Origin of the sequence: Streptomyces sp. NPDC050743, from assembly GCF_044456925.1 — a bacterium.
Classification (GTDB): Bacteria; Actinomycetota; Actinomycetes; order Streptomycetales; family Streptomycetaceae; genus Streptomyces.
This window is the reverse complement of the sequence record NZ_JBITGJ010000047.1, coordinates 15108-35331: the sequence shown is the minus strand read 5'-3', so window position 1 is coordinate 35331 and position 20224 is coordinate 15108. Positions and strand designations below refer to the sequence as shown.

At 68.8% G+C, this 20224-nt stretch carries 20 protein-coding genes and 2 pseudogenes; 10 read left to right on the top strand and 12 right to left on the bottom strand.

From position 1 onward, the window contains the following. Positions 1-405 precede the first annotated feature (405 nt). From ACIBJF_RS33095 to ACIBJF_RS33080, 4 genes and pseudogenes are all read left to right on the top strand, one after another. Positions 406-486, top strand: a pseudogene (locus tag ACIBJF_RS33095) (IS5/IS1182 family transposase); the annotation flags it as partial. Positions 487-734: 248 nt separating this feature from the next. Continuing rightward, a complete protein-coding gene (locus ACIBJF_RS33090; RefSeq protein ID WP_399179278.1) occupies positions 735-1940 on the top strand; it encodes an IS110 family transposase in 1206 nt (401 codons plus the stop codon). A 192-nt stretch (positions 1941-2132) separates the two neighbouring features. Continuing rightward, positions 2133-2287, top strand: a pseudogene (locus ACIBJF_RS33085) (site-specific integrase); the annotation flags it as partial. Positions 2288-2758: 471 nt separating this feature from the next. Beyond that, positions 2759-5113 carry an FUSC family protein gene (locus tag ACIBJF_RS33080; RefSeq protein ID WP_399179276.1) on the top strand — a complete coding sequence of 785 codons (2355 nt, stop codon included), beginning with the start codon at positions 2759-2761 and terminating at the stop codon, positions 5111-5113. 477 nt (positions 5114-5590) lie between these two features. Here the strand turns inward: ACIBJF_RS33080 and ACIBJF_RS33075 are convergent, their stop codons facing one another. The 6 genes from ACIBJF_RS33075 to ACIBJF_RS33050 all read right to left on the bottom strand — a co-directional run bounded on the left by ACIBJF_RS33075 (position 5591) and on the right by ACIBJF_RS33050 (position 11094). Then, positions 5591-6631: an integrase core domain-containing protein gene (locus tag ACIBJF_RS33075; RefSeq protein ID WP_399179275.1), complete on the bottom strand. Its 1041-nt coding sequence runs from the start codon at positions 6629-6631 to the stop codon at positions 5591-5593. Positions 6632-7042: 411 nt separating this feature from the next. Continuing rightward, positions 7043-7288 carry a non-oxidative hydroxyarylic acid decarboxylases subunit D gene (locus tag ACIBJF_RS33070; protein WP_399179273.1) on the bottom strand — a complete coding sequence of 82 codons (246 nt, stop codon included), beginning with the start codon at positions 7286-7288 and terminating at the stop codon, positions 7043-7045. Beyond that, positions 7285-8706 carry a non-oxidative hydroxyarylic acid decarboxylases subunit C gene (locus ACIBJF_RS33065; RefSeq protein WP_399179271.1) on the bottom strand — a complete coding sequence of 474 codons (1422 nt, stop codon included), beginning with the start codon at positions 8704-8706 and terminating at the stop codon, positions 7285-7287. The genes ACIBJF_RS33070 and ACIBJF_RS33065 overlap by 4 nt, the downstream gene beginning before the upstream one ends. Positions 8707-8746: 40 nt before the next feature. After that, positions 8747-9385, bottom strand: coding sequence for a UbiX family flavin prenyltransferase (locus ACIBJF_RS33060; protein ID WP_399179269.1), 639 nt, complete (start codon positions 9383-9385; stop codon positions 8747-8749). A 473-nt stretch (positions 9386-9858) separates the two neighbouring features. After that, entirely contained in the window at positions 9859-10500 is a 642-nt protein-coding gene (locus ACIBJF_RS33055; RefSeq protein WP_399179267.1) for a UbiX family flavin prenyltransferase, read from the bottom strand. Positions 10501-10539: 39 nt separating this feature from the next. After that, positions 10540-11094: an ISAs1 family transposase gene (locus tag ACIBJF_RS33050; RefSeq protein WP_399179265.1), complete on the bottom strand. Its 555-nt coding sequence runs from the start codon at positions 11092-11094 to the stop codon at positions 10540-10542. Here ACIBJF_RS33050 and ACIBJF_RS33045 point away from each other — a divergent pair. The 3 genes from ACIBJF_RS33045 (at position 11033) to ACIBJF_RS33035 (ending at position 13103) form a co-directional block, all read left to right on the top strand. Then, complete coding sequence (locus ACIBJF_RS33045; protein ID WP_399179335.1) at positions 11033-11689, top strand: hypothetical protein; 657 nt, start codon at positions 11033-11035, stop codon at positions 11687-11689. The two genes, ACIBJF_RS33050 and ACIBJF_RS33045, sit on opposite strands and share 62 nt — an antisense overlap. Beyond that, on the top strand, positions 11683-11832 hold the full coding sequence (locus ACIBJF_RS33040; RefSeq protein WP_399179263.1) for a hypothetical protein: 150 nt from the start codon (positions 11683-11685) through the stop codon (positions 11830-11832). The genes ACIBJF_RS33045 and ACIBJF_RS33040 overlap by 7 nt, the downstream gene beginning before the upstream one ends. Before the next feature lie 263 nt (positions 11833-12095). After that, positions 12096-13103, top strand: a complete 1008-nt coding sequence (locus ACIBJF_RS33035) for a hypothetical protein (RefSeq protein ID WP_399179261.1) — start codon at positions 12096-12098, stop codon at positions 13101-13103. A 76-nt stretch (positions 13104-13179) separates the two neighbouring features. Here ACIBJF_RS33035 and ACIBJF_RS33030 read toward each other — a convergent pair whose 3' ends face one another. From ACIBJF_RS33030 to ACIBJF_RS33020, 3 genes are read right to left on the bottom strand one after another with little or no spacing between them, the layout of a single operon-like run. After that, entirely contained in the window at positions 13180-13425 is a 246-nt protein-coding gene (locus ACIBJF_RS33030; RefSeq protein WP_399179259.1) for a non-oxidative hydroxyarylic acid decarboxylases subunit D, read from the bottom strand. Then, on the bottom strand, positions 13422-14843 hold the full coding sequence (locus ACIBJF_RS33025) for a non-oxidative hydroxyarylic acid decarboxylases subunit C (RefSeq protein ID WP_399179257.1): 1422 nt from the start codon (positions 14841-14843) through the stop codon (positions 13422-13424). The genes ACIBJF_RS33030 and ACIBJF_RS33025 overlap by 4 nt, the downstream gene beginning before the upstream one ends. A 37-nt stretch (positions 14844-14880) precedes the next feature. Beyond that, positions 14881-15522, bottom strand: a complete 642-nt coding sequence (locus ACIBJF_RS33020) for a UbiX family flavin prenyltransferase (RefSeq protein WP_399179255.1) — start codon at positions 15520-15522, stop codon at positions 14881-14883. A 197-nt stretch (positions 15523-15719) separates the two neighbouring features. On the opposite strand from ACIBJF_RS33020, the gene ACIBJF_RS33015 reads away from it, so the two are divergent. Both ACIBJF_RS33015 and ACIBJF_RS33010 read left to right on the top strand, forming a co-directional pair. Continuing rightward, complete coding sequence (locus ACIBJF_RS33015; RefSeq protein WP_399179253.1) at positions 15720-16205, top strand: MarR family winged helix-turn-helix transcriptional regulator; 486 nt, start codon at positions 15720-15722, stop codon at positions 16203-16205. Between the two features lie 146 nt (positions 16206-16351). Further along, on the top strand, positions 16352-16825 hold the full coding sequence (locus tag ACIBJF_RS33010) for a pyridoxamine 5'-phosphate oxidase (protein ID WP_399179251.1): 474 nt from the start codon (positions 16352-16354) through the stop codon (positions 16823-16825). Positions 16826-16993: 168 nt separating this feature from the next. Here the strand turns inward: ACIBJF_RS33010 and ACIBJF_RS33005 are convergent, their stop codons facing one another. Continuing rightward, entirely contained in the window at positions 16994-17089 is a 96-nt protein-coding gene (locus ACIBJF_RS33005; RefSeq protein WP_399179332.1) for a DUF6233 domain-containing protein, read from the bottom strand. Positions 17090-17356: 267 nt separating this feature from the next. On the opposite strand from ACIBJF_RS33005, the gene ACIBJF_RS33000 reads away from it, so the two are divergent. After that, positions 17357-18172, top strand: a complete 816-nt coding sequence (locus ACIBJF_RS33000) for a hypothetical protein (protein ID WP_399179249.1) — start codon at positions 17357-17359, stop codon at positions 18170-18172. A 9-nt stretch (positions 18173-18181) separates the two neighbouring features. Here ACIBJF_RS33000 and ACIBJF_RS32995 read toward each other — a convergent pair whose 3' ends face one another. Next, on the bottom strand, positions 18182-18412 hold the full coding sequence (locus ACIBJF_RS32995; RefSeq protein WP_399179247.1) for an e9imm peptide: 231 nt from the start codon (positions 18410-18412) through the stop codon (positions 18182-18184). A 555-nt stretch (positions 18413-18967) separates the two neighbouring features. Beyond that, entirely contained in the window at positions 18968-20119 is a 1152-nt protein-coding gene (locus ACIBJF_RS32990) for a hypothetical protein (RefSeq protein ID WP_399179245.1), read from the bottom strand. Positions 20120-20224: the final 105 nt, after the last annotated feature.

The window sequence follows — 20224 nt, the reverse complement described above, 5'->3', positions numbered from 1 at the left end:
AACATGCCGCAGTGCACCGTCTCCGAGACGGCCCTCACCAGCACCGCAGAGTCGGATCAGCAACTGCAGCACTGGCTGGTCGAGCAGGTCCTCGACTGGCCCGCGCTTCCCGTGGTCCACATCAGGCCGACGGTGTCCACGGAGAACCCGCTCTTCCGCGTCGGCTTCTCCTCGAAGTCCGGGAGAGCACCATCAGGCTGCCCTTCGGCCACGCCGAGACCTCCCCGGTGGTGGCGTCGCCGCGGTCGGCCCGGCTGGGGCGCGCGACCCAGCGGTAGGGAAGCGGCATGAGGCCCCGGTCGCAGGTCCGAGTCCTGGAGCGGGGGACTCGGAGCATGGGAACAGGGCAAGGTGCCGACCGGAGGAGCGGAGCCGGTACAAGTTCACCTACGGCGATCTCGAGCGCGTCAGCTCCGTTGCTCGACCACCCGCATCACTGTCCTCGTCCAGGCCGCCCTCTGCCTGTATCAGGCCAGCTCAGCTTGAGGATGGAAAACGCTCCCTACCTTGTTCGCGTGGGGTTGGTCCCGGTCACTCGTAGGATCGCGGAGACCCCAGGGGTCCGGGTGTGGCTCAAAAGGCTCATGCCGAAGATCGTGGCTTTCAGTGATTGGCCGCCCTGACCCCGCGACGACACGGCCACTGATTGGGATGCGCGAGCAGTCGCTTCGTAGGGACACGTCGGCGTGGTCGTCTGCGGGAACACAACGACGCGAGTTGCGAGGAGGCCCAAGTTGGCTGAACTGTGGGCGGGGACGGACGCGGGCAAGGCCGAGCACCACTGCACGGTCATCGATATGAGCGGGACGAAGCTGCTGTCGCGTCGGGTGCCCAACAACGAGCCCGAACTACTGGAACTACTCGGCGACGTGCTGGCGCTCGCGGACGGTGACCCTGTGACGTGGGCGGTGGACCTGAACGCCGGCGGGGCCGCGCTGTGGATCGCCCTGCTGACCGCGCACGGCCAGCAGGTCATCTACATCCCCGGCCGCACCGTGCACCACGCGTCGAGTTCCTACCGCGGCGACGGGAAGACGGACGCAAAGGATGCCTTCGTCATCGCCGACCAGGCACGCATGCGCCGTGACCTGCAGCCCCTGCAAGAGTGGGACGAGATCGCGGTCGACCTGCGGGTCCTCACCGCCCGCCGCTACGACCTGTCCGCAGACCGCACCCGCGCCATCAACCGGCTTCGCGCCCAACTGCTGGAGTACTTTCCCGCCCTCGAGCGTGCTTTCGACTACAACACCTCCAAAGCCGCGCTCACCCTCCTGGGCGGCTACCAGACCCCCGTCGGCCTGCGGCGCATCGGCCAGTCACGGCTCGCCGCCTGGCTGGCCAACCGCAAGGTCCGCAACGCCTCCGCCGTCGCGGCCGCAGCGATCGAAGCAGCCGGCCTGCAACACATACAGGTCCGCGGCGAGAAGACGGCCGCGGCCATGGCACGCACGCTGGCCCAGGCGGTCGCAGACCTGGACCAGCAGATCGCCCGCATCGATGCGCAGATCGAGGCCCGGTTCCGCGAGCACCGGCACGCCGAGGCGATCACCAGCATGCCCGGCATCGGCTCCCTGCTCGGCGCCGAGTTGGTCGCCTGCACCGGTGGTGACATCGCCTCTTTCGGCAGCGCCGGGCGCCTGGCCGGCGTTGCCGGCCTGGCCCCGGTCCCGAGGGACTCCGGCAAGATCAGCGGCAACATGCGTCGCCCTCGCCGCTACCACCGCCGACTCCTGCGTGTTTTCTACCTTTCCGCCCAAGTCGCCGCCCGCTGCTGCCCCACATCACAGGCCTTCTACCAGCGCAAACGCGGTGAGGGGAAGACACACAAGCAGGCCGTGCTCGCACTCGCCCGGCGGCGCCTCGACGTGCTGTGGGCGCTCATACGCGACCAGCGCACCTTCACCGCCGAGCCACCTCGGCCCAACCACGCAGCGGCATAGCCAGCACACCAGGCGTTACATCGGGCTTGACAAACCACATTGGGAATCACTGTCGGCGTCGCGGTCCAGGACTGCTCCTTCCCGAGGAGGGGCTGGGGACTGGGGAATCCCCATCGGACCAGACCGATCGCCGGGACGCTGTCGCGCCAGATGCCCACGAGGATCCGCGGCAGAGGCGTCGGACGTACCTCCTCCACCTGGCCGAACGCCGGAATTGATCCGATGGAGGTCGCAGAGCGAGCGGGAAATACCGTGGAGGTGCTGTTGGCTCGGTATGCCCACAGTGTCTCCATGGGCGGCACGCGGTGGCCAACAAACGCATCGAGGATCTGTTGTTCGGATACGAGCCGGCCCCCGGCGTGCGGGAACTCCGGTGGCGCCCCGGTTCAAAGGCCCCGTTCCGCCCACTCGCCGACGTGCTGCCCCGCCTGGCCGACGGTCGTGACATCACCATGCCCGGGGCAGACCACGGTGTCCGCCGGCACGGAGATGAGCCGCTCCCTGGAGGGACCGCTGGACGGTGACGGCTGACGCGGAACCCTTCGACCGGCGAGATCAACGCCGCGCCGGCTGTCACACCGGGCGGGGACTGGCAGTCTTGAGGGAGGTGCAGCCACCGGCGGGAGACGGTGATCGCGGTGTATGCGGGTACCCGTCTGCTTGAGGGTGCCCGGGCCACACCGGATGCCCCCGCCTGCACGCCGGTCGGCGGCCGCAAAAGCCGTTACCGGGGCCGGAACGCTTCGGGAGGCCCAGCCACGGTCCAGGACACCGCGCAGCAACGAGTACCCGCAGGCACTGTGGGGCCGGCCGGGCGGGTGGGGGATGTCTGGACGTCCGCGTGGGACCGGGTCATCGCCTCCGATCCCGGGTTCATCCGGCTGCTGAACGCGCTGCGCATCGTCTTGAGCGTGCTGCTGTCCGTCGTCGTGATGACTGCGCTGCACATCCCTCTTCCGCTCCTGGTCACCGGTGCGACGGCGGCGGAGGTCTTCTCGTTCGCCGTCTCCGATCCGCACCGCCGCGATCAGGCGATCACGCTGGCTCTGGGACTGCCGACCGGTCTGACCGCGCTGGCTTTCGGAGCCCTGCTGGTGCACCACCGATTGCTGAGCGACGTGGTCTGCGTCCTGGTGATCTTCGCGGCCGCTTACGCGCGACGGTTCAGCAGACGGTGCAGCGCGTTGGGCGTCATCGCCTTTCAGATGTTCTTCATCACCCAGTTCGTCAGGCCTCACCCGCAGTGGCTGCCTCGGCTGTGCCTGCTGCTGGTGATCGGTGCGGTCTGCAGCGCGGTGGTGAGGTTCGGGCTCGTCCCGACGTCCTCGCAGGGCACCCTGCAACGACTGCTTGAGGCGTTCCGCGCGCGACTGGTGCAGCACCTTGAGGCAGTCATCGACCTGGCTCGGCAGAAGCCGGGAACACCTGGCGCCGAACGGGCCGTGCGCCGTCTGCGGCGGCGCACGGCTGCCCTGCATCAGGCAGCACTGATGATCCAGGACCACTTGGACGACACGATTCGGGAGCACTGCACGGCAGCCCATGTCCAGCGGCGCATCGCCGAGGCGGAAGTGGCCGCCGAACACCTCGCGGTCCTGCTGACAGGGGCGCTCGGCCTGCAGGGGGTCAATCCCGTCGCCAGCGACATCACCGAGCGCACCGGCCGCGTGCCACCGGACGTCTCGGTACCGCTGCGCACGGCCGACGAGCAGGTCATCCACCGTCTCATCGCCGATCTGCACGCGCTGAAAGTGGTCGCCGGGCGGGCTCCCGGCAGCGACCACGGTGTCGGCCTGAAGATCGTGCGGGACCGGCTCCTGAGCTACCGCGACGACGAACGGCTGCCCGACGCGCCCCCTGCCGTACAGGACGTGTTCCGGGCGATCGGCGACGTCAGCCGAGCCCTGCTCGGCCTGCGCCTGGCACTGACCGGGCCTGACGAGAGCGAGGAGAGTCCGGATGACAGCCCCGAGACCGTGCGCTGCCGGGAGGAGCTGCAAACCGAGGACGCCGTCCTCGACGCCGAGGACGCCCTAAGGGAGAAGTCCGAGGAGGAGGGCGAACCGGCCGGCCTGGAACGCACTACCACCCGTATCGCCGTGCAGGTTTCCCTCGCCTCGGCCCTGGCGATCGTGGGTGGCGAACTGCTGTCGCCGCAGCGCTGGTACTGGGCCGTCTTCACCTGCTGGGTGGTGTTCGTCAACACCTCCTCGGCCGGAGAAATCCTGGTCAAAGGGTCCCGGCGCCTGGTGGGCACCCTGCTCGGCGTCCTGGCCGGAATCGGCTTGGCCAGCCTGGTCGGCAACCAGCCCTGGGCCGCGTTCACGCTGGTCATCCTGTGCCTGTTCGGGACTTTCTACGCGATCTCCTACGCGGTGGTGTCCTTCTTCGTCACCGCGATGATCGGGCTGCTTTACACGCTGTTGCACAGCTTCACCCCGGACCTGCTCGTGATACGGCTGGGCGAGTCCGCGCTGGGGGCCGCCTGCGCGGTCGTGGTGGGCCTGCTGGTGTTGCCGGTGCGGACGCAGGAGCGCACCGAGGAGCAGATCCGCGAAGTGCTCTCACGACTGCGTGAGGTGACCGGCCAGGGTGTGGCCGAGCTCGGCGGCGGTCGCCCCGTCGACCTGCTCCACCGTTCACGGGCCTTGGACGGCGCACTGGCCGATCTGCGGACCACCACTCTGCCGCTGCGCCATCCGATCACCCCCTTGCGCCGTCGCCGGCGGCTCACCCGTTACGTCCTGGGACTGCTGGAGACGGCCGCCTACCACGCCCGCAACCTCGCGGCCATCGCCCAGCCCGCGCCAGGCAGTCCGGGGATCGTGAGCGATGCGCGGCTATCCGAGGTGGCAGGACGCGTAGACCGCAACCTCGGCGCGCTCATCGAGTGCCTGCAGACCAAGGGTGGCTGCCGGGAGCCTCTCGACGCCGAGGCGGGAACCGCCACCGCGCAGAAGGACTCCGAAGCCCCTCACGCCCCCGGATCCGGAAGGCGGACGGCGCCGGAGACGGAGCAGCAGCGAAACCGGCTCACTCAGGTGGCACTGCGTCATCTGCAGCGGGTGGACGAAGACGTCCTGGGACTCGCCCGCCCGCTCGGCATGGGATTCAAGGAACAGCAAGCCAAGCCGGACACCCGGCCGACGGAGACAGCTGCCGCGGGCCGGTAGGACGCCGGCGCCCGCGGTGGGCGATCGCGGCGGTAGTTCGGCTGACGAGGCGTCATGGTCCCGGCGGCGCCACGATGCCGGCAGGGGGCCTGCGCTCACCAGGCCGATCGGGGCCGGTGACCGGGTGGTGACAGATCCGCCCCGCATCCGGCCACGGCGGGTGCTGCGTGACCGGCCCGGCCTGCGGCGCCGGACGTACAGTTGACGCAGATTCGTCCAATTGACGCAGATTCGTCGTACACGAGCCGCTGTCGGTGAAACTCCGAAAAGGACGGACCTCTCCCATCGACTGAGGCCGGTTCGTGCGACCTGCCGGGCACGCGGGCATGATCTCGCCAACGATGACGACGAAAGCCGTGCATCCCTCGCCGTGATCCCGGGAGTCGCGCATCGGAACCCGGCCTCGATCACGCGACGCACATCGCACGGAGCTCGCCCATGTCGAACCTGTGGGGCTCGGAAAGTCATCGCTGCAGCTCAAACGGCATATCTGTACTCGTTGATGACTCCGCCGAGGACGCGGGTGCGTAGGAGTCTTTGCGCGTGGGGGTCGTGCCCGACAACGGGCTGGTCCCGAGCCTCGGGCGGTCGTTGGTCTCGGGCTCGGTGCGGTCGATGCCTGTTGTAGTGGTGCTGGTACTCGGTGAGGACCTGTCGAGCGTGGGCCTCGTTCATGATCAGAACGTGGTCGAGTGCCTCCCGGCGGATCGTGCCGATCGCGCGCTCGCAGTGAGCGTTCATCCGCTGCGCCTGCGGCGCACTGAGCAGCACCTCCATCTCTTCCGCTTCGAAGACGGCGTCGAAGGAGCTGGTGTACTTGCTGTCGCGGTCGCGAAGGGCGAAGCGTAGGGACTCGACGCGGGCGCCGAGATCCGCGGCGAGGTTGCGGGCCTGCTGGGTCGCCCATTGTGCGGTGGGGTGGGCGGTGACGCCGGTGACGTGGAGTCTGCGGGTGCCGTGCTCCAGGAACACCAGCGCGTACAGGCGCCTGCCGGTCACGGTGTCCACGTGGAAGAAGTCCGCGGCGATGATTCCCTCCGCCTGTATGGTGAGGAATTCGCGCCAGCTTGGACCGGAGCGACGCGGGGCCGGGCCGATGCTGGCAGCGTGCAGGATCTGCCACACTGTTGATGACGCGATCGGGTGCCCCAGCCGGGCCAGCTCGCCCTGGATCCGGCGATGCCCCCACCGGGGATTGTCACGCGCCAGGCGCAGGACCAGTTTCTTGAGCGCGGCAGCGGTGGCTGGTCTACCGGTGTGTCGGCGTCGGCCGGAGTAGTCCCACTTTCTGGTGATCAGCCTTCGGTGCCAGGCCAGTAGCGTCCCTGGCGTGATCGGGAAGACGCTGCTCCAGCGGCGGCGCGGTATCAGCGACGACAGCGCGGCCAGCCAGAATCGGTCGGCCGGCTCGTAGCGGATCGGATGGGTGAGTTGCCGTTGCAGTACAGCGTTCTCGTGCCGCAGCACCAGCAGTTCGGCATCCTTGGCGGTCTCCCGGCGTAGCAGTACCGCTGGCACGGACAGCAGCGCACGGGTGGTCCGGTACAGCAGTGAGGTTCGGGTCGGCCCAGGCGGGGGCCACCTGAGGGGCCTCGCGTTTTTCGGACAGGGATCTGACCGTATATTTCACCCGGCGATTCGCAACCTCGCGTGCTCGGCGTGGACTTCTCGCGGAGGACGGTAACCGACAGCCGAGTGGAGGCTTTTGCGATTGTACCAGAATTCGATGTAGCGGGTGATGTCCTGCCGGGCGGCCTCGCGGGTCAGGTAACTCACACGGGGGGCACGCTCGTTCTTCAGGAGTGCTACTGACGTCGATTCACTTCGCCGGTTGGCATCACCTGCCAGCTCCCTGGACGAGGCCCACGGACCACCGCAACGAAGACGGCCGGTGAGACGTGCGCGCCGCAGCGGCCGTCGTCCGCGGACTCAACCGCGGCGCCGCGGTACGGGCGGCATAGCGGGCATGCCCGGGATGTCGGCCGGGTCGACCTTCCATTCCCGGGGGAAGGCGGAGGGATCGGTGGCGGCCGGCCCTTCGGTGGAGCGGTAGCTGTAGAAGCAGGTGTCGCAGACGTACATGGTCCACTTGCCCGGGACGGGTGAGGTGGTCATCACGCGCACCGCGGACTCCTCACAGCGCGGGCAGATGGTCGTGTTGAATGGGGAGGTCACTTGATCAGTTCCTTCAGGATGGTCTCCCACGCGGCGGTAGCCGGTGGGTTGGCGACCTCGTGGGAGTAGTGGCCCCGCGTCTCGGGAGACTTCGGGGTGGTGGCGTCGATGACCACTTTGTGGACGATGCCATCCGGCTCGGAACTCGGATCAAGGGCCAAAACCGAGCCGTTGGGCACGGTGACGATGTCGTGCTGGGCATGGAAGCGCACCGACAGGGCCCACATCACCTGCGCGAGGTTGAACGGGTCGACGTCGTCGTCGACGACGATGATCACCTTGCAGTAGGCCAGGCCGTGAGGAGTCGTCATCGCGCGCATGCCGACCGCCTTGGCGTGGCCGCCGAAGCGCTGCCTGACGGAGATGATCCCGAGCAGGCCCTGGGTGTACATGGCGTTGACCGCCACGACCTCCGGGAAGTCCGCCTTGAGCTGCCGGTACAGCGGGACGCTGGTGTTCAGGGCGAGCGTGTAGTCCATCTCCGTCCACGGCTTGCCGAGATAAAGGTGCTCAAAAATGGGATCAGTGCGGTGGCTGACCCTGGTGATGCGGATGACCGGCTGACTGCGAGCCCCGGAGTAGTAGCCGGTGAACTCGCCGAACGGCCCCTCGATCTCCCGCTCACCACGGACGATCTCGCCTTCGAGGACCACCTCAGAGCCCCAGGGCACATCGAGGCCGGTCAGCGGCGCCCTGCCGATACGGTAAGGGGCGCCCTGGATCGCGGCGGCCATCTCGTACTCGGACTGGTCGTAGGCGAGCGGCATCCCGCCGACAGTGGTAATGACCGGTTCGTTGCCGATGGCGATGGCGATGGGCAGGTTCTCATCCCGCTCCTCGGCCTTCCGCAGATGCAGACCGATGTCATGGGCGGCCAACGGCTGGATACCCAGGCGATCCCTGTCCTTGACCTGGATGCGATAGATGCCGGCGTTCTGCTTACCGAAGTGCTCCGGGTCGTCCGGATCACGGGTGACGACGATCGCCTTGTCGATGTAGGTGCCCACATCCCGCTCATTCAGGCGGAACAGCGGCAGCAACCGAAAAAGATCGATGTCCTCGGTCAGCGTGTGCTCCTGCCACGGCGGGTCGTCACGGCGCTCGACCTGGCCGGGGAAGGCGTCCCAGCGCCGGGCGAACTCGAAGAACTGCTCCTTGACGGGAGTGTCCTTGTCCATACCCAGCATGAGCGCGTGGTTGGGCCAGGAACCCACCACGTTGAGAGCGACACGCCCCCGCCCGGGCTCGTAGCCATCAATGTTGTCGAACAACAGGGCCGGCCCACGGTCGGTGAGATTGGTGACGGCGGCAGCCGCGGAACTCAGGTCGGGCTCGGGCCTGACGGGGTCGGAGTAGGTGAGCAGTTGGTCGTTCCTCTCCAGGAAGCTGAGGAATTCCCGTAGATTGGCGTAGGCCATGGGTTGTCCTTCTGTTGCGGTCGGGCGTCCTGACGGGCCGTCAGGCTCGGTCGCGCTCATCGGGGAGCCGAATCTCGTCATCCCGGTCGCGTGGGACGTCCGCGCGACCGGTGTGCGGTGCGGCCATCCCGTTCCAGCGGCGGGACCCGGGCATCCGCAGCTGAAACTGGTCGAGGGTGCGGGCCACGATGTGGTCGATCACGTCGTCGAGCCCTGCGGGGTGGTTGTAGAAGGCCGGTGTCGGAGGCAGCACGGTGACGCCTATCCGGGAGAGCTCCAGAAGGTTTTCCAGGTGGATGGTCGACAGTGGCGTCTCGCGGACCACCAGGACGAGCTTGCGGCGCTCCTTGAGGGTCACGTCCGCGGCCCGGCCGACGAGGTCCTGTGCGAACCCGGTGCGGATGCCCGCCACCGTCTTCATGCTGCACGGGACGACGATCATGCCGTCGGTGGGGAACGAGCCACTTGAGATCGACGCTCCCTGGTCGTGGGGCGCGTGGCTGACGGTCGCCAGCTCGGCCACATCCCTGGCGGTGCAACGCGTCTCCAGGCTCACGGTGGAACGGGCCCACCGGCTCATCACCAGGTGCGTCTCCACCTCCAGCTCCCGCAGGGCCTCCAGGAGGCGGACACCGAGGATGGCCCCGGTCGCTCCGGTCATGGCGACGACGAGTCGCATGGTGTGCCTTCCGACGACGAGGAGAGGGACGTGCGCGCCCCTTCTTGGGCCATAAAACGCTCCGCGCACGCCCTAATTGAGAAGTGTCCCCGGGGGTCGGGTACCGCTGCGACGCTTCGGTGCGGTGAGGTCAGATGCGGAGAAGATCCCCTGTACCGCGATTCCGGCGAACCGACCGCACGGCAGACGATCACCTGCTGCCCATCAAACCCCCGACCAGCCCGAGCCCCCACACCAGCCCCGTGACCTGTCTTCAGGTGGGAGACGGCTCAATCCGCCTCCTCGCGTACAGCGACACAAGACCCCAGGCGCGTACCGGAGCCCTCCGCAGCGTTTCGCACGGCGAGGGATGCCCGTCTGAGGGCATGTCACCCGAGCGGACACCACGCCAAGCAGTTCGCGCAGCACCTCCAGCAGGCACGCACTCGGCAGGGCGACCGTCACGCCGTGACAGTGGTCGGCCGCCGCACGGCTCAGCGCAGGCCAGCCCGATCGTGGTGGGCAGGAGACTCGGCGCCCGAATAGGTGTAGTAGTCCGTCTGCGGCAGGCCGATGAAGGCCAGCAGTCGGGCGGTGAACTCCTCGTAGAACTGGTCGACCGTCTGCGGCAGGTTGTAGAAGGTGGGGATCATCGGGTAGACGACGCCGCCCGCCTCCGCTACCTGGGTGAGGTTGCGCAGGTGGATGAGGTTGAACGGGGTCTCTCGCACACACAGCACCAGCGGACGCCGCTCCTTCAGCGTCACGTCGGCCGCCCGCTCAATCAAGGTGTTCGCCGTGCCGTTCGCCACCCGCCCGACCACGCCCAGCGCACAGGGCACCACGAGCATCCCCCAGGTCGGGTAACTCCCCGAGGTCGGCCCGCCGTTCAGGTCCTCCGGATCCCACTCCACGACCTTGTCCACCGCAGGCCGCGCGCCCAGCACCAGCTCGGCGGCGTCCCCGGAGGCATCCCGCCCGGTTTCGTACGCCACCAGCTTCCGCCCCGCCTGGGAGACCATCAGGTCGATCCGCCCCACCCGATCGTCCTTGACCAGCGCTTCCAGGACGAACCGCGCCATCCGGGTGCCCCCCGCACCCGTTACCGCCAGCGTGATACCGCGCCGTTCCGCCATCTACTCATCCCTTCGGTTCCCAAGCGGCCCATCCCCCAGTCAAGGACAGCCGACATACATACCGGAAAAATCATGGTAAACGGGCTGCTGATCAGATAGGGGATGGAAACGCCCTGAGTCGACGATCCAACACGGCGCGTCCCGCGGGTACCAGGGCCGTTCCAAAGTCGTTTGATCTTGGTGTTGTTGCTGGTCACGGGGCGATGCCGAGGAGGTCGAGGGGCGGGTGAAGGGTTCGTAGGACATCTCGCGGAGGCCGGCGGCGGTGTTGGTGTGGCCGTCAAGACGGAGCTTGTTGATCGCGAGGCTGCGCAGGGTGGCCATGTTCTCCGGGCCGTGTCCAGTGCGTATTTGGGAGCGGTCCTCGTCGAAGGTGACATCCCGGACGAAGTGCAGCTGGTTTTCGATCACCCACTGTGATCTCACAAGGCGAGCGATCCGCTCCGGTGAGGCCTGTCGGCTGGTGCGGTCGGTGATCACGTAGACGGTCTCGCGGGTCCGTTTCCCGGTCTTGCGGCTGGTTCGGTGCCGGGTGATCCTCGCGACCTGGGCGGCGTTCGGGGCGTACCACGCGGTGGCCGGGCCCGGGGGCACGCGATGGCGGTCCCGCCCGCAGTCCTTCCACGTCTCGGCGTGGGCGCGGGCGAACGGCTTCCCCGCCGGCGGCGCCGACGTCGCCGAGGGCGGGCTGCCGCCGCTGAACGTGCGGTGGCTGCGCAACGCCGCGCTGGTGCGCGCCCGCCGGCCCGTCGCCCACACCCGGGCCACGATGAACGACCAGTACCTGATGCGCAGCGACCAGGTCGTGCGCGAGTCCCGGACCGTCGTGGCCCAGGCGCTGCGCGGGGAGGTCGACAAGGCCCGCGCCCGCCTGGCGGTGCCGGTCTTCACCGCCGGTTTCGTCGCCCGCGCCCGCCTCGATCCGGCCGCGGCCGCGCAGGAGACAGGACTTACCCCGGCAGCGGTCGAGGCGCTGGTTGCCGGGCACAGCGACACGGTGCTCACCGGCTGCGTCGACCATACCGCCGGCCCGCACGCCAAGGCCGGCGCGCCGTGTCCGGCGTCGTTCCTGACGTGCCTGTCCTGCCCGAACGCCCGCGCCCTGCCCCACCAGGTGCCGGTGCAGGTCGCCGCCGCCGACCACCTGCGGGCCCCGCGCACGACCTGGACCCGCGGACGTCGATGGTGAAGTACGGGCCGGCGCTCGGGCAGCTCGATGAGATCCTCGGCCACTACACCCCGGCGGAACAGGACCGCGCCCGCGCCGGGGTGAGCGCCGGGCAGCGCGCCCTGGTCGAGCAGGTCCTCGACGGACGGTGGGAGCTGCGGTGACCGCCCCCGCGCGCGCCCTGCCGGCGCCCGGCGGCGGGCCGGCAGGGCCGTGGCGGAGGCGGACGTGGTGATCCTGGGGGGCCGGGCGCTGCGTCCCGGCACCCCGGTGGAGCAGCTGTCGCGGTTCGGCGCCCCGGTCTAGGCGCTGCAACCGGCTCACCCGGACGCCCACGAAGGGGTGTGGGCAGTGCACTGGGCGAAGTTCCCCACCGCCCTGGTCACTCCTGTTCAAGACGTGGGCCCTCGCGCTGCTGGACCACCCGGTGTCGGCGGACACCCCGCGCCGCGCAGACGAGGGCCTGCTGGCGGTGCGGGGTGTCGGCGAGCAGATGCGGCTGCGCGGCCTGACCGGATGGGACCAGCTGACCGACCGGCACCTGGAGGCCTACCGGGACCACGTGCTGACGGCCACGATCCCCGCGCAGCGCAAGCGCGCACTGCAGGGCGCCGTCCTGCTGCTGCACTCCTACCGCGACCTGCTGCCCGCACCGTGCCGGATGGCCACCGCCGACCCGTGGCGCGGCGCCCGCGACGACGCCCTGGTCGTGGTGCCGGGCCCGGGCCGGGTGAACAAGACGCCGCGGATCGCGCTGGCGATGATGGAGGCGCTGCTGGCGTGGAGCCTGCGGATGCTGGAGGACATCGGTCCGGACGTCGCCGAAGCCCGGCGGGTCTGGCAGGGACTGCGCGCGGGTGAGTACCGGTCGCAGGCCGGGTTCGACGGCCTGCCGATCCGCGACCGCCTCGCCCGGTTCCTCGCGGCCGCCGGAGCGGATGCCGTCCTGCCGGGCCGCCGCGGCGCCGACGGCGGCCTGGTCCTCGACGAGTACGCCCTGTGCCGGCTGCTGGGCCTGGACTCCTCCCACGGCAAGCTCCGCTCCGACCTCCAGCGCCGGATGGCCGCCGCCAGCGGCCTGCCGATCGCCGACGGCTGCCCCCTGCCGGCCCCGATCACCGGCCGGATCGACGGGCGGCCCTGGCGCGAGAGCCCGATCACCGCCGGTGAATTGCCCGGCCTCGTGCAGGTGCTGACCGCCGCGCTGTTCACGGTGGTGTGCCACCTCAGCGGCATGCGCCCCGGCGAGGTCCTCAACCTGCGCCGCGGCTGCCGGGCCACCGACCCCGGCGACCTGCTGCTGGGCCGCCGCGACAAGGCCCCCGGCCTCTGGACGTCTTGTCGCGCTGCGGGAACCCGGCCGGGGCTCGGCCGGCCGGTCAGGTGCGGAGACGGGTTGTCGCTGCCCGACGGGCGACGACAGTTCGCACGCTGACGCCGGTGACAGCCGCTCGCGCGAATGCCTCGGGGCCGTGCGGGCGAGGTCCGCACGGCCCCGAGGACGGGGAGGGTCAGGCGCGGCGCTGCGGCACCGGCGGCATGGCGATCATGCCGGGGATGTCGGCCGGGTCGACCTTCCACTCCTCGGGGTAGGCGGCCGGCTCGGTGGCGGCGGCCTCCTCGGTAGAGCGGTAGGTGTAGAAGCAGGTGTCGCAGACGTACATGGTCCACACGCCGGGCAGCGGCGAAGTGGTCAGGACGCGCACCGTGGACACCTCGCAGCGCGGGCAGACGGTGGTGTTCAGGGGGGAGGTCACTTGATCAGTCCCTTCAGGATCGTCTCCCAGGCGGGGGTGGCCGCCGGATTGGCGACCTCGTGGGAGTAGTGGCCGCGGACTTCCGGCGAGATCGGGGTGGTGGCGTCGATCACCACCTTGTGGACGATGCCGTCCGGGTCGGAGCTCGGGTCGAGCGCCAGCACCGAGCCGTTCGGCACGACCACGAGGTCGTGCTGCGGGTGGAAGCGCACCGACAGGGCCCACATGACCTGCGCCAGGTTGAACGGATCGACGTCGTCGTCGACAACGATGATCACCTTGCAGTAGGCCAGGCCGTGAGGAGTCGTCATCGCGCGCATGCCGACCGCCTTGGCGTGGCCGCCGAAGCGCTGCCTGACGGAGATGATCCCGAGCAGGCCCTGGGTGTACATGGCGTTGACCGCCACGACCTCCGGGAAGTCCGCCTTGAGCTGCCGGTACAGCGGGACGCTGGTGTTCAGGGCGAGCGTGTAGTCCATCTCCGTCCACGGCTTGCCGAGGTAGAGGTGCTCGAAGATGGGGTCGGTACGGTGGCTGACCCGCGTGATCCGGATGACGGGCTGGCTGCGGGCGCCGGAGTAGTAGCCGGTGAACTCGCCGAACGGCCCCTCGATCTCCCGCTCGCCGCAGATGATCTCGCCTTCGAGGATCACCTCCGATCCCCACGGCACGTCGAGGCCGGTCAGCGGCGCCTTGGCGATGCGGTACGGCGCGCCCTGGATGGCGGCGGCCATCTCGTACTCGGACTGGTCGTAGGCCAGCGGCATGCCGCCTACGGTGGTGATGACCGGTTCGTTGCCGATGGCGATGGCGATCGGGAGGTTCTCGCCGCGTTCCTCGGCCTTCTGCAGGTGCAATCCGATGTCGTGGGCGGCCAGCGGCTGGATGCCGAGGCGGTCCCGGTCCTTGACCTGGATGCGGTAGATGCCGGAGTTCTGCTTGCCGAAGTGCTCCGGGTCGTCCGGGTCGCGGGTGACGACGATCGCCTTGTCGATGTAGCAGCCGACGTCGTGGGCGTTGAGGCGGAACAGCGGCAGGAGCTGGAAGAGGTCGATGCCCTCGGTCAGGGTGTGCTCCTGCCAGGGAGCGTCGTCCCGGCGCTCGATCGCGCCGGGAAAGGCGTCCCAGCGCTGGGCGAACTCGAAGAACTGATCCTTGACGGAGGTGTTCTTGTCCATGCCGAGCATGAGGGCGTGGTTGGGCCAGGAGCCGACCACGTTGAGGGCCACCCGGCCCTTCCCCTGCTCGTACCCCGCGACGTTGTCGAACAGGAGGGCGGGCCCGCTGTCGGTCAGGTTGGTGGTGGCGACGGCCGCGGAACTCAGGTCCGGCTCGGGCTTGACGGGCTCGGAGTACTGGAGGAGTTGGTCGTTCTTCCGCAAGGCTTCCAGGAATTCCCGGAGGTCTGCATAAGCCATTGGGTCGTCCTTCGTTCTCAGGGGGGTATCCGCCCGGTCAGGCGAGGTCGCTGGCGGCGGGCAGGACGTCGGGGAGGCCCTCGGACTCGGGAAGGTCAGCAGCCCGCCCGTGGTGTTCGTCGGCCAGCCCGTTCCAGCGGCGGGCGCTGGGCAGCCGCAGCCGGAACTGGTCGAGCGTGCGGGCGACGATGTGGTCGACGATGTCGTCAAGGCCCTTGGGGTGGTTGTAGAAGGCGGGTGTCGGAGGCAGGATCGTCACGCCCATCCGGGACAGCGCCAGCAGGTTCTCCAGGTGGATGGTGGACAGCGGGGTCTCCCGGGCGACCAGGACGAGCTTGCGGCCCTCCTTGAGGGTCACGTCCGCCGCCCGGCCGACGAGATCCTGCGCGAAGCCGACACGGATGCCCGCGACCGTCTTCATGCTGCACGGCACGACCACCATGCCGTCGGCGTGGAAGGACCCGCTGGAGATCGTCGCTCCCTGATCCTGCGGTCCATGGTTGACGGTGGCGAGCGCGGCCACCTCCCGCGCGGTGTACTCCGTTTCCAGCGCGATGGTCGCGCGGGCCCACCGGCTCATCACGAGATGGGTCTCCACCTCCAGGTCACGCAGGGCCTCAAGGAGACGGACACCAATGACGGCCCCGGTAGCTCCGGTCATGGCCACGATGAGTCGCATGAGTATGCCTTCCGACGAGATAAAGGACGTACACGTCCTTTTCTGACGGCTACACTACTCCGTGTACGCCCTAACGCAAACGTCCGTCCCCGCGCCCTTCGGGGACCGCCGCGGGGAGGGCCGATGGAAGGAGGCCGAACCGTCGCGTGACAGCCTGGTCACGCAACGGTTCGACACACCTGTGGGAGGAGCACATCGTGATCGACAAGGAAGGCGGCGGGGACGGCGACGCCGTCGCGACCGGCAACGACGAACACATCGTCCGGGGCATCACGGGTGCGGGAAACGTCATCCGGCGGCTGTTCCAGCAGCGCACCCGGTTGTGGCTGCAAACGCTGCCCGACGACATCACGGGACCCCAGTTCACCGTCCTTGGCACGCTGTACCTGCGGGGCGCGATGGACCAGCGCACACTGGGCCACCATGCGAACCTGGACAAGTCCACCGCGGCACCCATCGTGGAGCGGCTGAGGGTACGAGGGCTGCTCGCCATCGAACGCGACACCGCCGACGCGCGCCGCAAGGTCCTCAACCTCACCCCGGCCGGGTGTGCGGCGGTCGCCCACCTCGCTCCCTACGCTGCTCAGGTCGAGGACCTGCTTCTGGAAGAACTGTCGCCCGCCGAGCGCGAACAGTTCTTCCACCTCGCCTACCGGATCCTCGGCGCCGCCGACACGACATGAGCCGAGCGGGCGCGAGGTGCGCCGAGAATCCGTCGCCGACCGCGGCACCACCGCACCACTCCGGAGCCTCGCCTGCCCCGTGGCCCGTCCCGTCGGGCCGGACCCGGCACTGACGAGCAACAACCAGCAAAGACAGGGCATCCGCCATGACCGGGACTTCCGCCACGCCCACGCCGCTCGCCATCCGCCAGGCGCTCGGCGGCCACACGACAATGACCCTCGCCCACACGGACGCGGACGGCCCCGGAGCCTGCGCCGTCCTATACGCGCTGACGGCGGGGACCGTCCCGTCGTTGATCTTCGTAACCTCCACCGATACACGGCACGGCAGGGCGATGCAGGAGCAGTCCCCCGCACAGGTGGCGTTCACCGCCCAGCGGGACGGCCAGGAGTGGAGCGGACTGACCGGCGTGCAGGGGCGGGGGGCCTGCCGAAGGCTTGACGGCCTCTCCCGCGACGCCGCCTGGATCGCGTACACCACGCGGTTCCCCTTTGTCACCGCCGACGCCAGGCTCGCGTCAGCACTCAAGCGCACGGCCCTGTGGGAACTCGTCCCGACCTGGCTACGCCTCATCGACAACACCCAGGGCTTCCGCCACAAAGAGGAGTGGTCGGCGTAGCGCCGGCGGGTCGAGCCGTGCGGCATACGCCTCCGCCCACTTCAGCCATTCCTCCTCATTGGTCGGCATCGGAGCGTCGTCGGTTTGAGCGCGGGCTGCCCGACAGAAGGCGCGGATCTCGGCAGCTCTTCTCCGAGTACTCATCCGTTCGAGGAGTACCTTCGCGCGTTACTCCGCCACACCCTCGTTGAGCGCCCGCAACGCAGTCGACCGGTCCACGCCCGTACTCCGCCCGCCGGCGTTCCAGCAGCCCCCGGCATGCACGTACACGGGGACCGCGTCCCGGTTCAGGCCGAGTTCCAGCAGCCGGTCGGGCGCCGTTGGGCGGGCCTGCTCACCCTGCCGCTGTTCCCGCTCGCGACGTTCCTCGTCGGCGATCCACCGGCGGTGCGTGCGAGGTCGCGTTCCTGTACTGGCTCAAGGAAGCGGAGTAGCACGAGACGCGAAGAGGCAGGGTCGTTCACGTGTTCGATTCTAGGCAGTACGCTGCCCAGCAGCACCACAAGGGCGATCGGCGGCAAGGAGGAGAACATGCGGGACGACCTGCAGATCCTCACAATCCCCGGCATCGACCCCGCCGCCCTGGACCCGGCACCCGACGGGCTGCGCCACTACTCCGTTGCCCGCGACCGCATCCACCCGCCAGGCCGCCATCGCTGCTCGGCTTGCGGCGCCCCCGCAGTCGCCACCTGCCGACGATCGATCCCCGGCCTGGGCTTGCGATGGCAGGACTCGTGCGTGCCTGCTGAGATGGAACACCCCCAAGACCCGCGCGATCTGTACCACGCATGCGGCGACGACATCACCGCCGCACGTCCCGTTCTCACAGGCGACGTCTACGAGGCAGTCGCCGTTATCGAAACCGACGGCTCCACGCGCGAGATCACGGCCATGGTCCTCGACCACCCGTGCTCTCTGCGCGCGAACGGAGTGAACCTCGCCTCGCGTCTAGCCGTGGCTGAGGTGAAACCTCTCCCCGGGGCTCAGTGGAACGGCTGCTTCAACCGCATGTTCCTCCCGCCGCCGTTTCCTCCGACATTCGGAGAGGTAAAAGCTTGCGCAGCCTTCTTCGATCAGTGCTACCACGTCTCTCCTGACCAACTTCAGGCCGGGACCAGGATCGCCTGCCTCAACCCCTTTGGGATCAACCTCCTTCTCCAGCGCATGGTGAAGCACTCCAGCCGCTTGACGGTCGAGACGTTCAAGTTCCAGGAGGCGAAGGACGAGCAGGTCGAACGGGCGATCAACAAGCTCAAGCAGTCCCGTGCCGTGGCCACTCGCTACGACAAGCGCGGCTACGTCTTCCAGGGCACCGCCGCGGCCCTGGTCATCTGGCTGCGGAGCTGAGTCCCGCCCTCACAAGGCGATTGGTCGATATGCCAGGGCCTGAGCAACTACCTCATCAGCCGAAAGCTCCCGCTCAGGCGGCCAGAAGATCAAGCCGCTGACGTGGCCAGACGGACATGCCAGGGCTGTGTCGAGCCTGTCCAACCAGCCGGCCACCTCGTCGTCGGAAGCGCAGTCCGCATCCATGATGCGCTGCACGAGCGCGACCGCCTCCGCGCGATTCATCTCCACTGCGCTCATCGGGTCCTTTCGTCGCGGTCACCCTAACGGGGCGCGTGATCGGCCGGACAGTTCCTAGCCGGGCCCGTCTCTACGGTCCGCGGACATGCTCCCGACGCCGCACCGCCTTGCCCCCGGATCGCCGGACTCGTGGACTCCGCGCCGGAAACTCAGTCGATGTCAAGGCCTGTGCACCCGGGGCTGAGGCGGGAAGCGGGAGCGCAGATAGCAGCGAAGTGCGAGGTCAGGCAAGGTGGGCCAGTCCCACTGTGCGGGGGCTCCGGCCGTTTCGGCTACCAGTTCACTGGCCTGCACGACGTCAGAATGTCACGCCTGACCGACGCGTCCGGCACGGACGCTGCGGCATCAGCCGCTCCATGGGTGAACCACCATGGAGGTGCCCATATACACGGGCGGTCCCCGGAAAGTCCCGATCAACACTTTCGCATTTCTCAGAAATCGCCGGGGACCTGGCCGGTGCCCGACAGGTGTTCCGTGGAGGAACCCTGTCGCGGTTGACCGGTCCTATTTGCCACGATTGCTCCGGTTTGCGGCATAGTCAAGAGGTCGGCCCAATTACTGAGCGGAGGTCGGCTGCGGGGGGAGTTCGAACCGTAGAAGGGCTCCGGCCTGCTGCGTGCGCAGTTCCGTCTCCGTGTCCACGTGCCGCACCTCGCCCCCGTCGTCGATGACGGCCCCGGCCAGTTCATCGATCACGTCGGGCACCTCGCGCAGCGGCTCGCCGCAGAGCGGGCAGGTTTTCCCCGAGCGCGTCAGCAGCCCGTCCCGGTCGCAGACGAAGCCCGGTACGACGGCCTGATCGTCCACCGCCAGTGTCCGGATCGCGGCCAGGGACGCCGCCCACAGGGTCTCGTCGAGCCCGACGGCGGCAGGTCTGCCAGCCGCCTTGGCCTCGAGGATCTCGCCGACCAGCCGCCGTTGCTCCTGCTCGGCGTGGTCGGTGACGAGCTCCCGCACTTTCTGCCGGATGTCCTCGGGCGTCGCGGTCTCCCGGTCGAGGGTGAAGGTCCCCACGAGGCGGTCCGTCAGCTCACCCGGCAGGAAGGCGACGAAGACCGACACCTCGTGCTCCTGACCGCCGACGGCAAGCAGGTCATAGCCCCCGCCCGTAAACAGTTGCTTGAGCTCGCCGACCAGCCGCCGGTAGTGCTTCTTGCTCAGCTCGTCCGCCTTGTTGCGGACGCGGTACTCGGCGTACTCGTCTGAGTAGGCGTGTTTACGCAGCACCCGGTCTCGGATCACCTCGAGTTCGCGGATCTCGTCGGGGTAGTACTCCCAGACCTGGCCCACGCTCTTGTCGACGAGGGCGGCGCAGGTGCGGTAGTACTCGTCAAGCACACCCAGGAGGGGCCGGACATCAGGATCGGCGTCCACCACGATGCTCTCGCGCGTCCTGCGGGGCAGCCACACCTGTTCGTAGATGTCGTGGCCGGCGCAGGAGAAGACCGCGACGGCTCCCGGCCGGAGGGGCTCCTCACTCAGTGTCTTCTCGATCCTCGCGATGTCCTCGCGGAGCGAGAGCCGCACGGCGTGCTCGGCCGAAGCGTCCTCCGAGAGCGGCCGGATGCGGTTCAGCAGGCTCGATACGCGGCTATCGAATTCTCGGCGGTCGGGCCTGCCGGGGTTCACCGGGACGTACAGGGACACCAATGGGAGTCCGTCGCCTCTCAGCCGCAGGATTCGCTCGATCTGCTCTTGCGTGATCATCGCCGCTCCTCGCCGCTCCATGAGTCTCGTCGCCCGATGGGCCTCGCCCCTCGTTCCAGCTAACGAGGTGGGCGGGGCGGCGGCAACCGCAGCGCGATGGCCCCC

Coding starts and splice junctions, on each gene's coding strand:
- ACIBJF_RS33060 (WP_399179269.1), bottom strand. CDS start 9,385: ATGCGACTCGTCGTCGCCATGACCGGAGCGACCGGGGCCATCCTCGGT.
- ACIBJF_RS33065 (WP_399179271.1), bottom strand. CDS start 8,706: ATGGCCTACGCCAATCTACGGGAATTCCTCAGCTTCCTGGAGAGGAAC.
- ACIBJF_RS33000 (WP_399179249.1), top strand. CDS start 17,357: ATGCGGGACGACCTGCAGATCCTCACAATCCCCGGCATCGACCCCGCC.
- ACIBJF_RS33025 (WP_399179257.1), bottom strand. CDS start 14,843: ATGGCTTATGCAGACCTCCGGGAATTCCTGGAAGCCTTGCGGAAGAAC.
- ACIBJF_RS33040 (WP_399179263.1), top strand. CDS start 11,683: ATGGTGAAGTACGGGCCGGCGCTCGGGCAGCTCGATGAGATCCTCGGC.
- ACIBJF_RS32995 (WP_399179247.1), bottom strand. CDS start 18,412: ATGAGCGCAGTGGAGATGAATCGCGCGGAGGCGGTCGCGCTCGTGCAG.
- ACIBJF_RS33020 (WP_399179255.1), bottom strand. CDS start 15,522: ATGCGACTCATCGTGGCCATGACCGGAGCTACCGGGGCCGTCATTGGT.
- ACIBJF_RS33010 (WP_399179251.1), top strand. CDS start 16,352: ATGACCGGGACTTCCGCCACGCCCACGCCGCTCGCCATCCGCCAGGCG.
- ACIBJF_RS32990 (WP_399179245.1), bottom strand. CDS start 20,119: ATGATCACGCAAGAGCAGATCGAGCGAATCCTGCGGCTGAGAGGCGAC.
- ACIBJF_RS33055 (WP_399179267.1), bottom strand. CDS start 10,500: ATGGCGGAACGGCGCGGTATCACGCTGGCGGTAACGGGTGCGGGGGGC.